16 protein-coding genes are annotated in these 15429 nt (G+C 69.2%); 11 read left to right on the top strand and 5 right to left on the bottom strand.

Annotation, left to right across the window (positions count from 1 at the left end):
- From HUW62_RS00670 to HUW62_RS00720, 11 genes are all read left to right on the top strand, one after another.
- On the top strand, window positions 1–329 hold a 329-nt coding region (locus HUW62_RS00670), incomplete at its 5' end, for a hypothetical protein (RefSeq protein WP_176433251.1).
- Between the two features lie 17 nt (window positions 330–346).
- Window positions 347–823 (top strand): ATP-dependent helicase HrpB, encoded by a 477-nt coding sequence (locus HUW62_RS00675; RefSeq protein WP_176433252.1) that lies wholly within the window; start codon window positions 347–349, stop codon window positions 821–823.
- A gap of 13 nt (window positions 824–836) precedes the next feature.
- Complete coding sequence (locus tag HUW62_RS00680; RefSeq protein ID WP_240356319.1) at window positions 837–1640, top strand: flagellar M-ring protein FliF; 804 nt, start codon at window positions 837–839, stop codon at window positions 1638–1640.
- Window positions 1641–1662: 22 nt separating this feature from the next.
- The gene (locus HUW62_RS00685) at window positions 1663–2241 is read left to right on the top strand and encodes a hypothetical protein (protein ID WP_176433253.1); all 579 of its coding nucleotides are present in this window, start codon (window positions 1663–1665) and stop codon (window positions 2239–2241) included.
- A gap of 328 nt (window positions 2242–2569) precedes the next feature.
- A complete protein-coding gene (locus tag HUW62_RS00690) occupies window positions 2570–3538 on the top strand; it encodes a FliM/FliN family flagellar motor switch protein (RefSeq protein ID WP_368670315.1) in 969 nt (322 codons plus the stop codon).
- A gap of 8 nt (window positions 3539–3546) precedes the next feature.
- Entirely contained in the window at window positions 3547–3960 is a 414-nt protein-coding gene (locus tag HUW62_RS00695; RefSeq protein ID WP_176433255.1) for a flagellar biosynthetic protein FliO, read from the top strand.
- Window positions 3957–4679, top strand: a complete 723-nt coding sequence (sctR, locus tag HUW62_RS00700) for a type III secretion system export apparatus subunit SctR (protein WP_163865259.1) — start codon at window positions 3957–3959, stop codon at window positions 4677–4679. Before HUW62_RS00695 ends, sctR begins: the two co-directional genes overlap by 4 nt.
- A gap of 4 nt (window positions 4680–4683) precedes the next feature.
- On the top strand, window positions 4684–4953 hold the full coding sequence (locus tag HUW62_RS00705) for a flagellar biosynthetic protein FliQ (RefSeq protein WP_176433256.1): 270 nt from the start codon (window positions 4684–4686) through the stop codon (window positions 4951–4953).
- A complete protein-coding gene (locus HUW62_RS00710) occupies window positions 4950–5744 on the top strand; it encodes an EscT/YscT/HrcT family type III secretion system export apparatus protein (protein WP_176433257.1) in 795 nt (264 codons plus the stop codon). Before HUW62_RS00705 ends, HUW62_RS00710 begins: the two co-directional genes overlap by 4 nt.
- Window positions 5741–6790 carry a flagellar biosynthesis protein FlhB gene (locus HUW62_RS00715; RefSeq protein ID WP_176433258.1) on the top strand — a complete coding sequence of 350 codons (1050 nt, stop codon included), beginning with the start codon at window positions 5741–5743 and terminating at the stop codon, window positions 6788–6790. The genes HUW62_RS00710 and HUW62_RS00715 overlap by 4 nt, the downstream gene beginning before the upstream one ends.
- Window positions 6787–8862 carry a flagellar biosynthesis protein FlhA gene (locus tag HUW62_RS00720; RefSeq protein ID WP_163865255.1) on the top strand — a complete coding sequence of 692 codons (2076 nt, stop codon included), beginning with the start codon at window positions 6787–6789 and terminating at the stop codon, window positions 8860–8862. The genes HUW62_RS00715 and HUW62_RS00720 overlap by 4 nt, the downstream gene beginning before the upstream one ends.
- A 6-nt stretch (window positions 8863–8868) precedes the next feature.
- Here HUW62_RS00720 and HUW62_RS00725 read toward each other — a convergent pair whose 3' ends face one another.
- From HUW62_RS00725 to HUW62_RS00745, 5 genes are all read right to left on the bottom strand, one after another.
- The gene (locus HUW62_RS00725) at window positions 8869–9219 is read right to left on the bottom strand and encodes an HU family DNA-binding protein (protein ID WP_163865254.1); all 351 of its coding nucleotides are present in this window, start codon (window positions 9217–9219) and stop codon (window positions 8869–8871) included.
- Between the two features lie 124 nt (window positions 9220–9343).
- Window positions 9344–10726, bottom strand: a complete 1383-nt coding sequence (locus HUW62_RS00730; RefSeq protein WP_240356317.1) for a YhjD/YihY/BrkB family envelope integrity protein — start codon at window positions 10724–10726, stop codon at window positions 9344–9346.
- 579 nt (window positions 10727–11305) lie between these two features.
- Window positions 11306–14146, bottom strand: coding sequence for an Rne/Rng family ribonuclease (locus HUW62_RS00735; RefSeq protein WP_176433259.1), 2841 nt, complete (start codon window positions 14144–14146; stop codon window positions 11306–11308).
- A gap of 553 nt (window positions 14147–14699) precedes the next feature.
- A complete protein-coding gene (locus HUW62_RS00740; RefSeq protein WP_141645932.1) occupies window positions 14700–15143 on the bottom strand; it encodes a DUF3052 family protein in 444 nt (147 codons plus the stop codon).
- Window positions 15140–15427, bottom strand: coding sequence for an acylphosphatase (locus HUW62_RS00745; protein WP_176433260.1), 288 nt, complete (start codon window positions 15425–15427; stop codon window positions 15140–15142). The genes HUW62_RS00740 and HUW62_RS00745 overlap by 4 nt, the downstream gene beginning before the upstream one ends.
- Window positions 15428–15429 lie beyond the last annotated feature (2 nt).

Raw genomic sequence — 15429 nt, forward strand, 5'->3', positions numbered from 1 at the left:
GGATGATTCCGCAGGGCCCCATCCTGAGCGCGGCTGTCTCCAGCACGAAGATGGCCATCTCCTCGGTGGTGCCGATGGGGACGACGACCGCATCGGGTGCGTCCACGTCGGGCGCGGGAGCTTCACTGGGGGCGCCGACGGGCAACGGGGACGCGTGGGATTTGCTGGAGGCGCAGAAGGCGCTCAGCGCGGATGGCCAGAAGTTCAACGCGGCCTATCTGCAGCTCCAGAACGAGATGCAGCGGGAGAGCCGTGAGCACAACGCCATCTCGAACATCATGAAGGTCCGCCACGACTCGGCGAAGGCCGCCATCAACAACATCCGCTGAGAGGAGCGCGGCGAGCCATGAGCGTGGACAAGGTGGGCGCAGTGGGAGGCGCGGGCCCGGCGTCGGTGGAGCCCGGCCGGGAGCGATTCGGCGAGGTGTTGGAGGGCGCCCGAGGGACGGCGAGAGAGGCGACGCCGTCGGTGACGACAGAAGGCGCGGCGCGTCCGGCCGTCGAGGCCTCGCGTGGCGTGACGCGAGCCGAAGGGACGCAGGCCTCCGCGGGATGCGCGGAAGTGAAGAAGGGGATGCGAGTGGACTCCGTCCAGACGGCGCGAGAGCAGCACGCCGCGCGGGCCTTGGAGCGGGTGGGGCAGGCGCAGAAGCGGTTGGACCGCATCCTGGAGATGGCGGAGTCGGGGCGTGATTTCACGCCCGGGGAGTTGCTCGCGTTGCAGGCCCAGGTCTACCGGGCGAGCCAGGAGCTCGACCTCGCCGGCAAGGTCGTCGAGAAGGCGACCGGTGGCGTCAAGCAGGTCCTCCAGACGCAGGTTTGAGGCGCGCGTGCGCATGGCTTCGAGTGACCGACGCTGGCTTCTCTTCGTGTGTCTCATGTTCGTCACCGCGTGCCGGGAGCGCATCCAGCACGGCCTGGATGAGCGACAGGCCAACGAGCTGCAATCCGTGCTCATCGAGCGCGGCCTCGATGCGCGCAAGGTGCCCGAGGGGGGCAAGAAGCCCTCCTGGGCCATCGAAGTCACGGGAGACCAGTCTTCGGATGCGGTGCGAGTGCTCGCCGAGCTGGGGCTGCCGAGGCCGGCGGCGGAGGTCGGCTGTGACGTCTTTGGCGGTGGAGGCCTGGTGCGCACGCCGGTGGAAGAGGGGGTGTGCAGGGTGAGGGTGCTGGAGCGGGGCCTGGAGAAGACGCTTCAATCCGTGGAGGGTGTGCTGCTGGCGCGCGTCCATCTGGTGGTGCCTCCCGTGCCAAGGCCCGGGCAGGTCGCGGTGCCTTCCAAGGCCTCGGCGATGCTGCGCGTGACTCCGGGCAGCGCGGCGAGGGTGCGGAAGTCCTCGGACGTCTTGAAGGCGCTCCTGGCGGGAGGAGTGGAAGGGCTCTCCTCGGAGTCGGTATCGCTGCTGGTGGACGAGGTTCCCGTGAGGGTGGAGGTGGCTCCGGCGAGTGGACTGTCGTCCCTGTCCAGGCTGCGGTGGTTGCTTGCCGTGCTGGGCGTGTTGGTGACGGGGCTGTCAGGGGCCTTGGTGTGGGTGACGCTGCGGATGCGCCACTATCGAGAGCGGAGCCTGGTGCCTCCCGCGCCGCCAGTGCCCGCGCGTCCCGTGCTCTCTCCTGGAGCGACTCGCAAGGTCGCCTGAGCAGGCAACGGAGGTTCTCATCATGGATGCGACACGTGTGGGCCGGGCCTCGCGCCCGGCGAGGAGAGGTGTGTCCGCTCCAGCGCGGGAGCCGACGCTCGCGCCAGTGGACGAGCCGCGACTTGCTCCGGTGCGGGAGCCGCTGCTTGTTCCGACGGAGGAGGCTCTGTCAGTTCGGGCGCCAGTTCCGCTGGCGGAGCAGGCGACGACGATTCGGCGTCAGCCTCCGATTCTCCCGCTGGAGCGCTATGCGCTGGTGACGTGGGTCCTGGGGCGAGAGCGGGCCGAGGAGCTTCTGGAAGGGCTGGGAACGGAGGCCTTGAAGCGAGCGAAAGCGCACCTGCGGTGCATCGTCGCGATGCCCTCGGCCCAGCGACAGGCGAAGGTCGCGAAGGAGTTCGGGGAGCGGAGCGACGCGGCGGCCCGGCTGAAGGCCTTGATGGATGAGGTGCCGGAGCCGCTTCGCAAGGAGGTGTTCCGGCGCCTCCCGCCCTATCACCGGACCCTGTTTCCTGGCCGGAAGGAGGAACCCTCGGACCCGTTGGCTCCGCCGCTGCTGGCCGCGCTCGCGGAGCGACTCATCCGGGAAGCCACGCGCTGACCTCCTCGCGTGTAGCCGTCCTGGCTCGCGTACCCGGCATCCCGCGTGCGGATGCCGATGCACCGCAAACCCGCGCCAACACGAGCGCGCCTCATGGCGAGGGGCGTGCACGAGCGGGGTGTCACCTCTTGCCGCTCACGACCCTTCGATGAACCCCGATACCGAGCCCTCCCTGTCTCCTCCCGTGCCTCGTCGACTGCGTCGGCTGGGGTCGCGCCGGTTGAGCCGAGCGCACCTCATGCTTTCGCGACGGCCCCGTATAGCCGGATTCGGGCGTGAGGCCCTGGGCGATATCTGTGAGGCGTTGGGTCGGGAGCTGGGGTGTCCGGTGTCAGCGGAGGCCCGGCTGTTGGATGCCGTGGTCTTGTCTCCGAACGGGCTGTCGAGGCCCGCGGTCTTCATCCTGTTGGAGCTGTCGGCGGTGGGAAGCGTGGCAGTGCTGGAGTTGGAGCCCGCGCTGGCGGTCGCCGCGTTGGAGCGAATCGCCGGGTCAGGAGGCAGGTCCGGGGCGGTGACTGAGCTGGCGCGACTGGAAGAGGCGACGCTGGCGTACCTGATGTTGGTGGCGCTCTCCGCCGTGCGCTCCAAGTCACCGCTGTATCCGGCCCTGGCTCCGCGCCTGTCCGCGATGACGATGCGGCGTGAAGACGTCGCGTTGCGTCTGCGGGGACGACGTTCGCTGGTGGGCGTGGAGCTGGATGTGACGGTGGGGCAGGTGCGCGCGGGCGGACGGTTGTTGCTGCCTGCTTCCGTGCTTCAGGGCGTGGCTCAGGAATTTCCCGTGGAGCGAGTCACGGGCGCCGCTCCGCAAGTGCTCGCCGCGACGCTCAAGCTGAGGTGCCTCCTTGGACAGACGCCGCTGTCGCCGCAGGCGATGGACGCGCTCGCGGTGGGGGACGTCGTCGTCTTCGAGGGCGTGCGTCGCGAGGACACCCGCCTCTTCGGACCCGGGAGGTTGGTGGCCCGGGGCTTCTCTCTCTCGGGGACGTTTCAGCCCGAGGGTTTCTCGCTGACCCGCGCGCGTGTCCGCGCGCATTTCCAGGAGTCGAACATGGTGGTCGTGAATGAACGGAGTGAGGGCATTCCCCCGCTTCCGGTGGACGTGGAAGTGGAGCTGACGCGGGTGCTGGTCCCGCTCTCCGAACTGGCGGCGTTGAGGCCGGGGGTCCTGCTTCCGCTGCACATCAATGCCAGCGAGCCGGTGTTGTTGCGCGTGGGAGACCGAGTGGTGGCGCGTGCCGAATTGGTGGACCTGGAGGGCGAGGTGGGTGCCCGTGTCCTGGCCCTGTTGCCGTGAGTGAGCCCATGCGCATTCCGAACGCTTCGCTCTCGCCTCGCGCCCGTCTTCAGGTCGCGACGCTGCTCGTCCTCGGGTTGGCCTTGCTGGGGCCCCTGGGCGGCGTTTCCGTGGTGACCACGGCTCGTTGGCTCCTGGTGCTGGGGGCACTCAGTGGCCTGGGCTGGTGGTGGTTTCGACGGGGCGCCTCGGAGGCACGTGTGGCGAGCGTGGAGCGGATGCAGGTCATCTCCCGAGCGGGGCTCTCTCCTCGCTGCGGCCTTGCGCTGGTGGAAGTCGAAGGACGGGGATTTCTCGTGGCCTTCGGAGATGCGTTCGCGGAAGTCCATGCGCTGCCCGAGCGGGAGGTGGAACCTGGGATGCTCGCTCAGGCGCGTCGACCGCGCCCGGGGCGTGGGCTCCGCAAGGGGATGCGGTCATGACGGGCGGTTGGGGAGTGCTCTCGCCAGTCCTGGCCGTGGCGTCGGAAGGCTCGCTCAGCCAGCAGTCCTTCGCGGGGAGCCCGCTGTCGATGATGGGGATGTTGGCGGTGATGTCCCTGTTGCCGTTCGCGGTGTTGATGCTGACGAGCTTCTCGAAAATCGCGGTGGTGTTGTCGCTGGCGCGCTCGGCGATGGGGACCCAGCAGGCACCACCCACGCTGGTGTTGACGGGGCTGGCGGCGGTGCTGACGGGCCACATCATGGCGTCGGTGATGGAGCGGACGTACGACGCGGGGCAGCTCGCCTATCAGGACCTGGAGGCCGGCTCCGGCGTGAAGATTCTCGAGGCCGCGGCCCGGGTGGCGGAGCCGCTGCGAGCTTTTCTCGTGAAGCATGGGAGCCCCGAGGAGCGGGCTCGTTTCGTGGACCTGGCGCGGGAGCTTCGTCCCCCGGAGGAAATGGACGCGGTGCGGGAGACGGACCTCTTCGTCATCATTCCGGCCTTCGTCCTCACCGAGTTGAAGGAGGCCTTTCAGATTGGCTTCCTCGTGTTCCTCCCGTTCCTGGTGCTCGACATGGTCATCGCCAACGTGTTGCTCGCGTTGGGGATGCAGACGCTGTCGCCCAGTCAGGTGAGTCTGCCTTTCAAGATTCTTCTCTTCGTCGCCGTGGATGGTTGGTCGCTGCTCGCGCGCGGCCTCATCCTTGGTTACCGGTGATGCGATGACCCAGGATGTGTTGTTGAGCCTGGGGCGTGAGGCCTTGTTGTTGATGGTCCTCGCGTCCTTGCCACCCATTGGCGCGAGCCTGGTGGTGGGTTTCCTTTCGAGTCTGTTCCAGGCGACGACGCAGCTTCAGGAGAGCACGTTGTCGGTGGTGCCGAAGCTGTGCGCGGCGGTGGTGGCGTTGGTGCTCGCGGGGCCCTGGATTGCCGCGCAGCTCACGCGATTCACCTACCAGCTCCTGATGCTCATCTCCGAGGTGTCGGCATGAACCTGGAGTTGCTGCGCGCTCAACTGGAGACGCTGGGCCCGGATGCCGTCGCGGTGGCGCTGTGTGCCGCCCGGCTTCTGCCCGTGGCCTTCCTGTGCCCATTGTTGGGGGGACAGGCCACGCCCACCACGGTGCGACTGGGGTGGGTGTTGTCGCTGTCGCTCTTTCTGCGCGCGGAGGGAGGCGTTGGTACGGCGGAGCCCGTGACGTCGTCGCTGGAGTTGGGAGGCCTGGTGTTGCGCGAGCTGGCCTATGGCATCTCGGTGGGGCTGGTCGCGGCGCTGCCGTTCGATGCGGCGCGAATGGGCGGACGGTTCATCGACCTGCTTCGTGGGACGTCCGCCGAGGCGAGCCTGCCACTCGCGGGGAGCCGGGAGTCGGCCACGGGCGAGGGGCTCTACCACCTGCTGGTGGGACTGGCGACGTCGGGGGCGGTGGCGCCCCTGGTCCTGGGCGCACTGGTGCGTGGCTTTGGCGTGGTGAAGCTGGGGGCCTTCGTGCCCACGGAAGCGGCGACATTGCACGTCGTCGTCCTCGCGGGTGGGGCATTGGCCACGGGGCTGGCGGTGGGGGCGCCGATGGCGGCGGCGATGCTGGCGGTGGACTGTTTCCTGGCCTTGGCCTCGCGCGCGGCGCCGCAAGTGAATCTCCAAGAACTGGGGGCTCCGCTGCGAATCCTGGGAGGCGGCGTGGTGCTGTGGCTGGGAGTCGGGTTGCTGTGTGAGCGACTGCTGGCGGAGGTGCTCTCCACGGAGGGGGCGCTCTCGTTGCTGGGGACCCTGGCGCAATGAGTGGAGAGAAGAAGGAGTTGCCGTCGGCCCGACGACTGCGCGAGGCCCGCCGCAAGGGGCAGATTCCCCGCAGCCGACTGTTGTCCTCCAGCGCCGTGACCTTGGGCGGAGTGCTTGGCTTCGGCTCGGGAGCGCTCGGGATGTCCTCTCGGCTCGAGGAGTGGACGTCGAGGCTGTTCCTGGAGCAGCAGCTCACGGGCGCCTTGGAAGAGGGGCTCTGGATTTTCGTGCGCCTGAGCGCGCCCGCGCTGGGGGGCGCGTTCGCCGCGTCATTGGCGGTCTCCATGGCCACCGTGGGCCTCGAAATGGACCCGAGTCATGTGGCTCCGAAACTGGAGCGGGTCAGTCTCTCGTCGGGGCTGAAGCGTCTCTTCAGCGTGAAACCCCTGAAGGAGTTGGGCAAGGCGTTGGTGGTGGTGGCCGTGGTGGGAGGCCTTGTTTGGAGTGACGTGGAGTCGGTCGGTCCGGACGCGCTGAGGACGGCCTGGCTGGCCGGGCGTGAGGGACTGCCACTCATGCTGGAGCAGCTCGTGGCGCTGATTCGCCGCGTGGCCTGGGTGCTCCTGGTGCTGGGCATCGGGGACTACGTGCTCGCCAGGAGGAGTCATCTGCGCGAGCTGATGATGAGTCGCGAAGAAGTGAAGCGTGAGCACAAGGAGAGTGAAGGGGACCCGCGCCACAAGGGACAGCGCAGGGCCCTGCACCGCCAACTGGCTCAGGGGGGCCCGGCGCGCGGGGTGGGGAAGGCCACGGCGGTGGTGGTCAACCCGACGCACCTCGCGGTCGCCATCCGCTACGACGCTCGGGAGAGCGAGGCGCCCTACCTCGTGGCGAAAGCGCGAGAGGAAGACGCGCTGGCGCTTCGGGAGGAGGCCCAGCGGCTCGGGGTGCCGGTGGTGCGGGACATCCCGTTGGCGAGAAGCCTCATTCACTACGACATCGGGGAGCCCATTCCCGAAGAGCTGTACCAGGCCGCGGCGGTCGTCTTGCGCACGGCGATGGAGTCGCGGGACGCGGACGAAGCAGCACGGAGACAGACATCATGAAGGTGCTCGCGAAGTGGTTGATGAAGGTGCGCAGCTCGTCGGACCTCGTGCTGGCGGTGGCGATGGCCGCGGTGCTGGGAGCGCTCATCATTCCCCTGCCGGCGTGGCTGCTGGACGTGGGGTTGGCGGTGAACCTGGCGGCGGCGGTGGCACTGCTGGTGGCGTCGCTGCGAGCCAAGGACGCGCTGAAGGTGACGTCCTTTCCTTCGCTGCTGCTGTTCACCACGCTGTTCCGGCTGGCGCTCAATGTCTCGTCCACGCGCCTGGCGCTGGCGGAGGGACACGCGGGCGACGTCATCCAGGCGTTTGGTGAGTTCGTCGTGCAGGGGGACTACGTCGTCGGCGGCGTGGTGTTCGCCATCCTCTCGTTGGTCCAGTTCCTGGTGGTGGCGAAGGGAGCCGAGCGCGTCGCGGAGGTGTCCGCCCGGTTCACCCTGGACGCGATGCCGGGCAAGCAGATGTCCATTGATGCGGACCTGCGCGCGGGGGCCATCGACCAGGCCCAGGCCCGGAAACGACGGAGGGACCTGGAGCGGGAGTCGCAGATGTTCGGCGCCATGGATGGCGCGATGAAGTTCGTGAAGGGAGACGTCATCGCGGGCCTCGTCATCGTCGCGGTGAACCTGCTCGGTGGCTCGCTCATCGGCGTACTTCAAGGCGGGATGACGCTCTCCGAAGCCGCGTCGACCTTCGCGCTCATCGCCATCGGTGATGGCCTGGTCTCCCAGGTGCCCTCCCTGTGCATCACCGTGGCGGCGGGCCTCGTCGTCACCCGGGTCGCGTCGGAGCACGAGGACGACTCGCTGGGCTCTGAGATTGGTTCGCAGTTCTTCGGGGACGCCCGGACACTCTGGGTGGTTGCCGGACTGTGTGTCGCGCTCGCGCTGATGCCGGGCATGCCGCACCTGACCTTCCTGCTGTTGGCGGCAGGGCTCGTCGGACTGGGTCGGGCCCTGAAGCGCGGTGTTCCTCGGGGAGAGGCGGCGAAGGGGGGAGGAGCCGCGACAGGCTCCAAGGCGGGGGACTCGGAGAAGGAAGGCGCGGCTCCAGAGAGCGCCGTGGTGCCGGTGGGCGTGTCTCCCCTCACGTTGGACCTCGCGCCGGACCTGACGGCGCTGGCCCAGGCGTCCGCTGGTGCCTTCGTCCACAAGACGTTGAACACCGTGCGCGACGAGCTCTTCTTCGAGCTGGGGGTGCGCATCCCTGGCATCCGGGTGCGGACGCAGGCCGCATACCTGTCTCCTGGCGAGTACCGAATCCTGGTGGATGAAGTGCCAGCCGGAGGCGGACAGGTGCGCGTGGAGGGGCTCTATGCGCTGGCGCCTCCCGACGAGCTCGCGTTCCTCCAGGTGAAGGCGGACCCGGCGGTGGAGCCCTCGACGGGGAGGACCATCAGCCACATTCCTGAAGCCGGCCGGGGACCGGTTGAACTCGCTCAGGTCCAGGTCCTTCGTCCCGACGAGCTGCTCGCGGACCACCTGCGAGGCGTGTTGCGGAGCCGGGCCGCGGACCTGTTGGGACTCCAGGATGTCCAGGGGCTGCTGGATGGCTTGGAGCCCCGTGCGCCCATGCTGGTGAAGGAGGCGCTGCAGAAAGTCCCGTTGCCGCTGCTGGCGGACGTGCTGCGAAAGCTCCTCCAGGAGGGCGTCAGCATTCGAGACCTGCGAGCCATCCTGGAGGCGCTCGTCTCACCCACCACGGAAGGGGACGCCGTCGCGCTCGCCGAGCGTTGTCGCCAGGCCCTGCGCCGCTACCTCAGCCACAAGTTCGCGCCCACCGGGCCGCTGTACGCATACCTCGTGGACCCGGAGGTGGAGGAAATCCTGCGGTCCACCAGTCAGCGAGGACCCGCGCCAGACCCGGAGCGCGTGGCGGAGATCCTGGAAGGCGTCCGACAGGTGGCCACCGGCGGAAAAGCCGTGCTGCTCACCGCGCCAGACGTCCGGCGGTCGCTGCGGAGGCTCTGCGAGGGGGCGTTTCCCGAAGTGGCCGTGCTCACCTATGGGGAGCTGGACGGTGCCCTTCAGATTCGGCCCATCGGCAGGCTTTCGCCCGTGCCGATGGGGTCCTGAGTCGACTCAGAGGCCCGTGCCGGTGCTGCCGGAGCTCTTGGTCTCAGGGGAGGGCAAATCGCTCTGGGCCTGCTGGGGGGCGGGACGGTTGACCCTGTCGCGCAGCTCCTTGCCGGTGCGGAAGAGCAGGCCACGCTTGGGCTTCACCGGGATGACCTGACCCGTCTTCGGGTTGCGTCCCTGGTAGCCCTGGTAGTTCTTCACGTGGAAGGCGCCGAGACCGCGAATCTCGATGTTCTCGCCGCGACAGAGGGCATCCTTCATCGACTCGAAAATCGTCTCGATGGTGGCCTCAGCCTGCTTCTGCGTCACGCCCCGCTTGGCCACGAGGATGTTGATCAGATCGGACTTGAGCATCGGACGCTCCCGCAAACCCGGTGACCCCTTGGCGACAGGGCACTGTGGCCCGTGGTGAATCAGGAAAACATAACAGAACGCGCCGGCACTGCAAGCTGGGTGGACTCCCAACCACCTAGAAACTTTACGGATTTCCGCCTGCCGCCACCTTGGCGGGCGCCGAGGGGGGCGCTTCGGCCAGTTCGGGCCGCAGGGGCGCCACCAGGTCGGTCCACCGGGTCTGACGCAGGCGCTCGACGCCGAGGCAGTCCGCCTCCTGGAAGAAGTGCTCTACCTGCTCGAAGCCCGAGGCTCGCGGACCATCCCAGGTATCCGCGCCTCCAGAAATCATCACCCCGTGCACCGCGAGGGTGGTGTCGGCGAGGGTGAGAGAGGCCGGGTCCCTGGCGGGCCGCAGACCTCCCCGGCGCTGGCGCTCCAGGAGGCCCGCGGCTTCCATGCGGTCCACCACTTCGTGGACGAGCGACTCGGGGACCCGCAGTCGGGTCGCCAGTTCCCGAGGCGTGGGGGCCAGGCCTCCGTCCACCCACGTCAGGGTGGTCTCCTGGGCGATGCGGGAGGCCACCAGCTCGTGGGCGCGGGGATGGGTGCCGAACGCGAAGAGCGAGTCCCGGAACGCCGTGTGCTCGACGGCGTAGGAGAGCCGGGCGCCGAAGAGCAGCAGCAGCCAGCTCACGTAGACCCACGCGAGGAAGAGGGGCAGGGCGCTCAGCGAGGCATAGAGCAGGTTGTACTGGAAGCTGCGCGCGGCGAACTCGGCGTAGAGGGACTTGGCCACCATCCATCCGAGCCCCGCGACGAGTCCTCCCGCCAGGGCGGAGCGCACCCGCACGTGTGCGTAGGGCGTCCAGAAGTACAGCATCGTCAGTCCCACCACCGCGATGAGCGTGGTGCCCAGCGCGATGAAGGCCCCGGGATACGGCAGGCTCTGCAGCACGCCGCGCACCGCCCGGGTTCCGGTGAAGGACGCCGCCAGGAAGATGGGGCCCAGCAGCAACAGCCCGGCGTAGATGAGCAGGCGGATGCCCCACGGGCGCTGACGCCGGATGCCCCACAGCTCGTTCACCGCGCCGTCGATGTGGCGCAGCAGCGAACCGGCGGACAGGAGGATGGCCAGGAAGCCGATGCTGCCGATGGCCACCGAGTTGCCCTGGTCCAGCAGCCGGTTGAGCACCGCGGCGGACTTCTCCTGGACTCCCGGCGCGAGCAGCTCGCGGACGACGGAGCGCAGGCGCTCCTCGAAGCGGTCCTGGTGGAAGGCGTTCAGCAGCACCAGGCCCACCGTCAGCAAGGGCACCAGCGAGAACATGCTGATGTAGGTGAGGGCGGCGGCGCGAAGCCGGAGATTCTCCCCCCGAAACCCCTGAGTCACGGTGCTCGCCGCGAGCACCGTGTCCGTGGCGAAGCGGCCCACCTGCGTTCCCTCCACGGGGGCCCAGACGCGCAGGGCCCAGTCCCGCAGCCGGTCCCGGGTGGTTCTGAGCCACGAAAAGGGAGACGGAGCCACGGCCAGCCTCAGGTGCGCCAGCCCACGAAGGGGCGGGCCCCTCGAAGGCAGGGGATGAAGGGGCTGCGGGAGGCTTCGAGCGGAGCGGAGCTGAGGGTCATCCGGGACTGAAGTGGGGCAGGGAAGCCGACGACGCTCCGCGACATGGAGCCGCAAGGCTAGCCAAACCGGAGCCTCCTGGGCCAGCCCACCCCGTGACGCCGCTGTTCGGGGCACACCTCCCGACATCTCCGCCCGGCCCGGAGGGTGGGAAGGGGGTGAGAAGCTGGCACTGACTCGGCCCTCGAAGCGGAGCTGGGGTGCGTTGGTGCGGCGTCCTGGGGATGTCACGACGGAGGACTGACGGTCGCTCCAGGCTCGAACCACGTCACCTGGTCGCCGGAAGAGCTGGCGGGTGGGAGTCCGCGCGCGAGCGCATGGCTCTAGCGAACGAAGTCTCGAACTCGCCCCGGCGTCGAGCCTGGGGCAGGCCGCCCTCTCGCGAAAGAGGGCGGCGTCAAGCTCAGCCCCCGCCGCTCAACGAGGCGGGGACTCGGCGGGATGGGGATGCGTTGGCATCACCCACCCCACCGTGGTTCATCAGGTCGTGCCGCCCGAGGGCTCCGAGCCGCCCTGGCCAGAAGAGGCCGGAGGCGTCGAGCCGCCACCGCCCTCGTTGCCGCCTCCGCCCGACGAGCCCTGGCCACCACCGCCGCGCTCGCTGCGGCGCTCGCCGCGCTCACCGCCACGGTCCGCACGCTCTCCACGGTCGCCGCGCTCGCCACCACCGCGCTCGCCGCGTTCGCCACGCTGCTCGCCGCCACCGCGCTCGCCACCACGGTCCGCACGTTCGCCGCGCTGCTCGCCGCCGCGTTCACCGCGCTCGCCGCCCCGCTCTCCGCGCTCACCACCGCCGCGTTCACCGCCCCGGTCGCCGCGCTCGCCACCACCGCGCTGCTCCCCACCCCGGTCGCCGCGCTCGCCACCACCGCGCTCGCCGCCCCGGTCTCCGCGAGGACGGTCCCCGCCGCGCTCCGGGCGTCGGCCACCACCGCCACCACCGCTGCCGCCGCCACCCCGGTCATCCCGCCGTTCACCACCGCCGCTACGGTCCCGGTCCCTGCCACCGCCGCGGCGGTTCTGGTCCTGGCGTCCGAAGCCGCCGCTGTCCGGCTTGCGATGCTGCATCGCCAACTCGCCATCACCCGAGCCCGGCGACGAGGCCACCTTGTGCTCGGGCCCCGTGGCCGAGCGTCCGTAGATGTCGTACTGCTCGCGGTGGTAGTTCTGCTGCGCCTTGACCTGGATGGACTTGTTGTACCGGTCCATCAGGTGCCGCAGCTCGTTGCGCTCCTCGCCCTGGAGCAGGCGCGCCACTTCCGCGTTGCAGTTGATGACCAGCGTGGAGTCCTTGTAGCCCGGCGCCTCCCGGCGAATCTCCCGGAAGATTTCGTACGCCACCGTGGTCGCCGTCTTCACGAAGCCGTTGCCGTCGCAGTACGGGCAATCCTCGTGCAGCACGCGGCCAATGGACTCGCGCACGCGCTTGCGCGTCATCTCCACGAGGCCCAGTTCGGAGATGCGCAGCACGTTCGTCTTCGCCTTGTCGCGGCCCAGCGCCTCCTGCAGCGACTTGAAGACCTTGTCCCGGTTCTGCGCCTTCTCCATGTCGATGAAGTCGCAGATGATGATGCCGCCGATGTTGCGCAGCCGGAGCTGGTAGACGATCTCCTTGGCCGCCTCGACGTTGATCTTGGTGATGGTCTCCTCGAGGCTCTTCTTGCCGACGTAGCGGCCCGAGTTGACGTCGATGGCGGTGAGCGCCTCGGCCTGGTCGATGATGAGGTAGCCGCCGCTCTTCAGCCACACCTTGCGCTGCGTGGCGCGCTGCAGCTCCTGCTCGATGCCGTACGCGTCGAAGACGGTGTCGTCACCCTCGTGCAGCGCCACCCTGTCCCGCAACGCCGGGTCCTGCGCCGTCACGAAGCCGAGGATTCGCTCGTACTCCTCGCGGTCGTCGACGACGAGCTTCTCCACGTCGTGCGCGAACAAGTCACGCGTGGCGCGCAGGATGAGGTCCAGGTCCGGATGCAGGATGCCCGGCCCGCCCCGCTTCTCGTTCTTGCGGACGACCTGGTTCCACACCTCGATGAGGAACCGGATGTCGCTCTCCAGCTTCTCCTGCGGCACGTTCTCCGCCACCGTGCGCACGATGAAGCCCGTCCCGGGCGGACGCAGCCGGTCCACGATTTCACGCAGCCGCCGGCGCTCCTTCTCGTTGGAGATGCGGCGGCTGATGCCCACGTGGTCCACCGTGGGCATGAACACGAGCTGACGGCCCGGAATCGAGATGTGCGAGGTGAGGCGCGCGCCCTTCGTGCCGATGGGGTCCTTGGAAATCTGGACCACGACCTCCTGGCCCACCTTCAGCAAGTCCTCAATCTTGTCCGTCCGGCGCTGCTTGACCTTCTCCTTGCCGCCCTCTTCGTGCTTGTCCCGGCGCTTCTCGTCGCCCTTGTGCCGGCCCTTGTCCTTGTCCTTCTCCTTCTCCCTGGCGCGCGGCTCACGCGCCTCCCGGGCCTCGCGCGGCGCGCGGCGCTCGCCAGAGACCTCCGCCGGACGCGCGGCCACGGCCGCCTCGTCGCCCGTCGGAGAGGGAATCAGCTCGCTCAGCGCGGTGGCCGCGTGCGGCGGCGGCTCGGGCGGCAGCATCGCCACGGCCAGCGCGGCGGCCGCATCTTCGTCGGACAGGGGCGCGGCGGCCTCGGCGGGAGTCTCGGACGGGCTCTCCGCGGCAGGGGCCTCGAGCACCGCGACGGCCACGGACGCCGTCTCCAGCACGTGCGCCGCGGACTCGCCGGCGGACACGGTGAGCTCCGTCACCTCCACCGTCACGGACGCCTCGGCTACCGCCGTGAGGGCCTCGGTGGAAGGCTCGCCGACCGGAGCGGGGGCCTCGGCGCCAGGGGCCAGCTCGATGGACGGAGCGTTCGCCGCCAGCTCCAGGAGCGTGTCGCGCGGCAGGGACTCGGTGCGGTGGGCCTGGTCCTCACCCGCCAGCTCCGCGGCTTCCGCCTCCACGTCGACGACGTGGCTCGGTCCCGCGTCCCGGGCCGCTTCCTCGGCGGCATCGGCCTCGGACTCGGTGGGCACGTCGGGGGCGTCTTCGTGCTCCCCCTCCGTCAGCTCGAACTGGGCCCGGGCGAAGTCCGGGTCGTAGACGACGTCGCTGACGTAGAGGAAAGCGGCCTTCTCCAGGCCGATGTCCACGAAGGCCGCCTGCATGCCGGGGAGCACCCGGACCACGCGGCCCTTGTAGATATTTCCGACGACGCCCTTGTCCTTCTTACGCTCGAGATAGAACTCCGCGATGTGCCCGTTCTCGACGAGCGCCACGCGGGTCTCCCGACCCGCGGCGTTGATGACGAGGATGCTGCTCATGGACGAATCCTGGACGCGCGCGCGGTAGGGCGGACCTCACCGGACGGGAGGCGGCAAGACGCCGCGCCTCCGAGCACGCTGCGAAGGGAGAGGCGGCCTCCGGTGGCACTCCAGTCAGGACGGCCTTCCCGGTCTGTCCGGGTACGGCTCGCATCACGCTGTCGAGGGCCAAGGGGACCACCGCCTGCTCCTCCGAATTTAGTCGCTCCGCTTTGCGACCGGCACCCTGCCGGGCGGAGCCTTGTCTTCAACCGCGTTCGAGGTCCTCCACCACGCGCGTGCCGCCCGCTCCTTCCTTCCACACCCGGTCGGTGCCCTTCAGTGGGCCACCTTGGGGGGGCGACTGGAGCCCCGGCGCAGCCGACGCGCCCGGAGGTATCCGGGAACGCAACCCGTCAAAAATTCACGACTGGGCGTGACCTTCGCCAATGCGGAGTGTCACACAAGCGCCCAGAAACACGGGGAGTTTTTCACGCCCCCGGCACACGTGTAAAGCCGAGAAACGGCATCCATCCACTGTCGGGCAGATGCCGGATGCCTCCCTGGCGGGTTCTCAGGCCTGGGCGGGGGCCTGCTTGCCGCCCGACGGCTTGTCCAATCGCCCGCGCGGCCGGCGCACGAGCCTCAGGCCCGTCCACGTCGAATCGATGACGCAAATCTTGTTGTCGACCAGGCCGATATCCAGCGCCGCCTGGCGCACGAAGTCCTCGGAGAGGTTCGTCTTCACGCCCTCGCCGCCGGGCCAGCAGACCCAGATGCCGCCGGTGAGGGCCATGGCGCGCGCCAGCGCCGGCAGCCGCTGCACCAGCTCCTGGGCGTCCTGGGAGAAGAAGAGGATGACATCCAGGCCCGTCACCGCCGTAATCAGGAACTCCACCCCGTCCGGCAGCGGATTGAGCTTCTGCACGAAGCCGCGCGGCGGGTTGATGACGGAGACCTTGGAACCGGCCCGGATGCCCAGCATGGCCGGCAGGGATGCCAGCGCGTAGGGCGTCATGATGTGCGCTCCACGAAGAAGTGACTGTACTCGCCGGTGGCCTCGGCGTCCGTGTGCCCGACGCTGTCGACTCGCGCCTGGGACGGACCCCGGTGACACCAGCGGATGAATTCTTCCATCATTCCCGGCTCACCCTCCACCACCGCTTCCACGGAGCCGTCCGGGCGGTTGCGCACCCAGCCGACCAGGCCCAGGCGCGTGGCCTCCACACGGGCGCTCTCCCGGAAGAAGACGCCCTGCACCTTGCCCTGGATGCGCAGCGTTGTCCGCCGCGTGCCGCTCATGG

The organism is Myxococcus sp. AM011 (genome assembly GCF_013372595.1).
GTDB classification, from domain to species: domain Bacteria; phylum Myxococcota; class Myxococcia; order Myxococcales; family Myxococcaceae; genus Myxococcus; species Myxococcus eversor.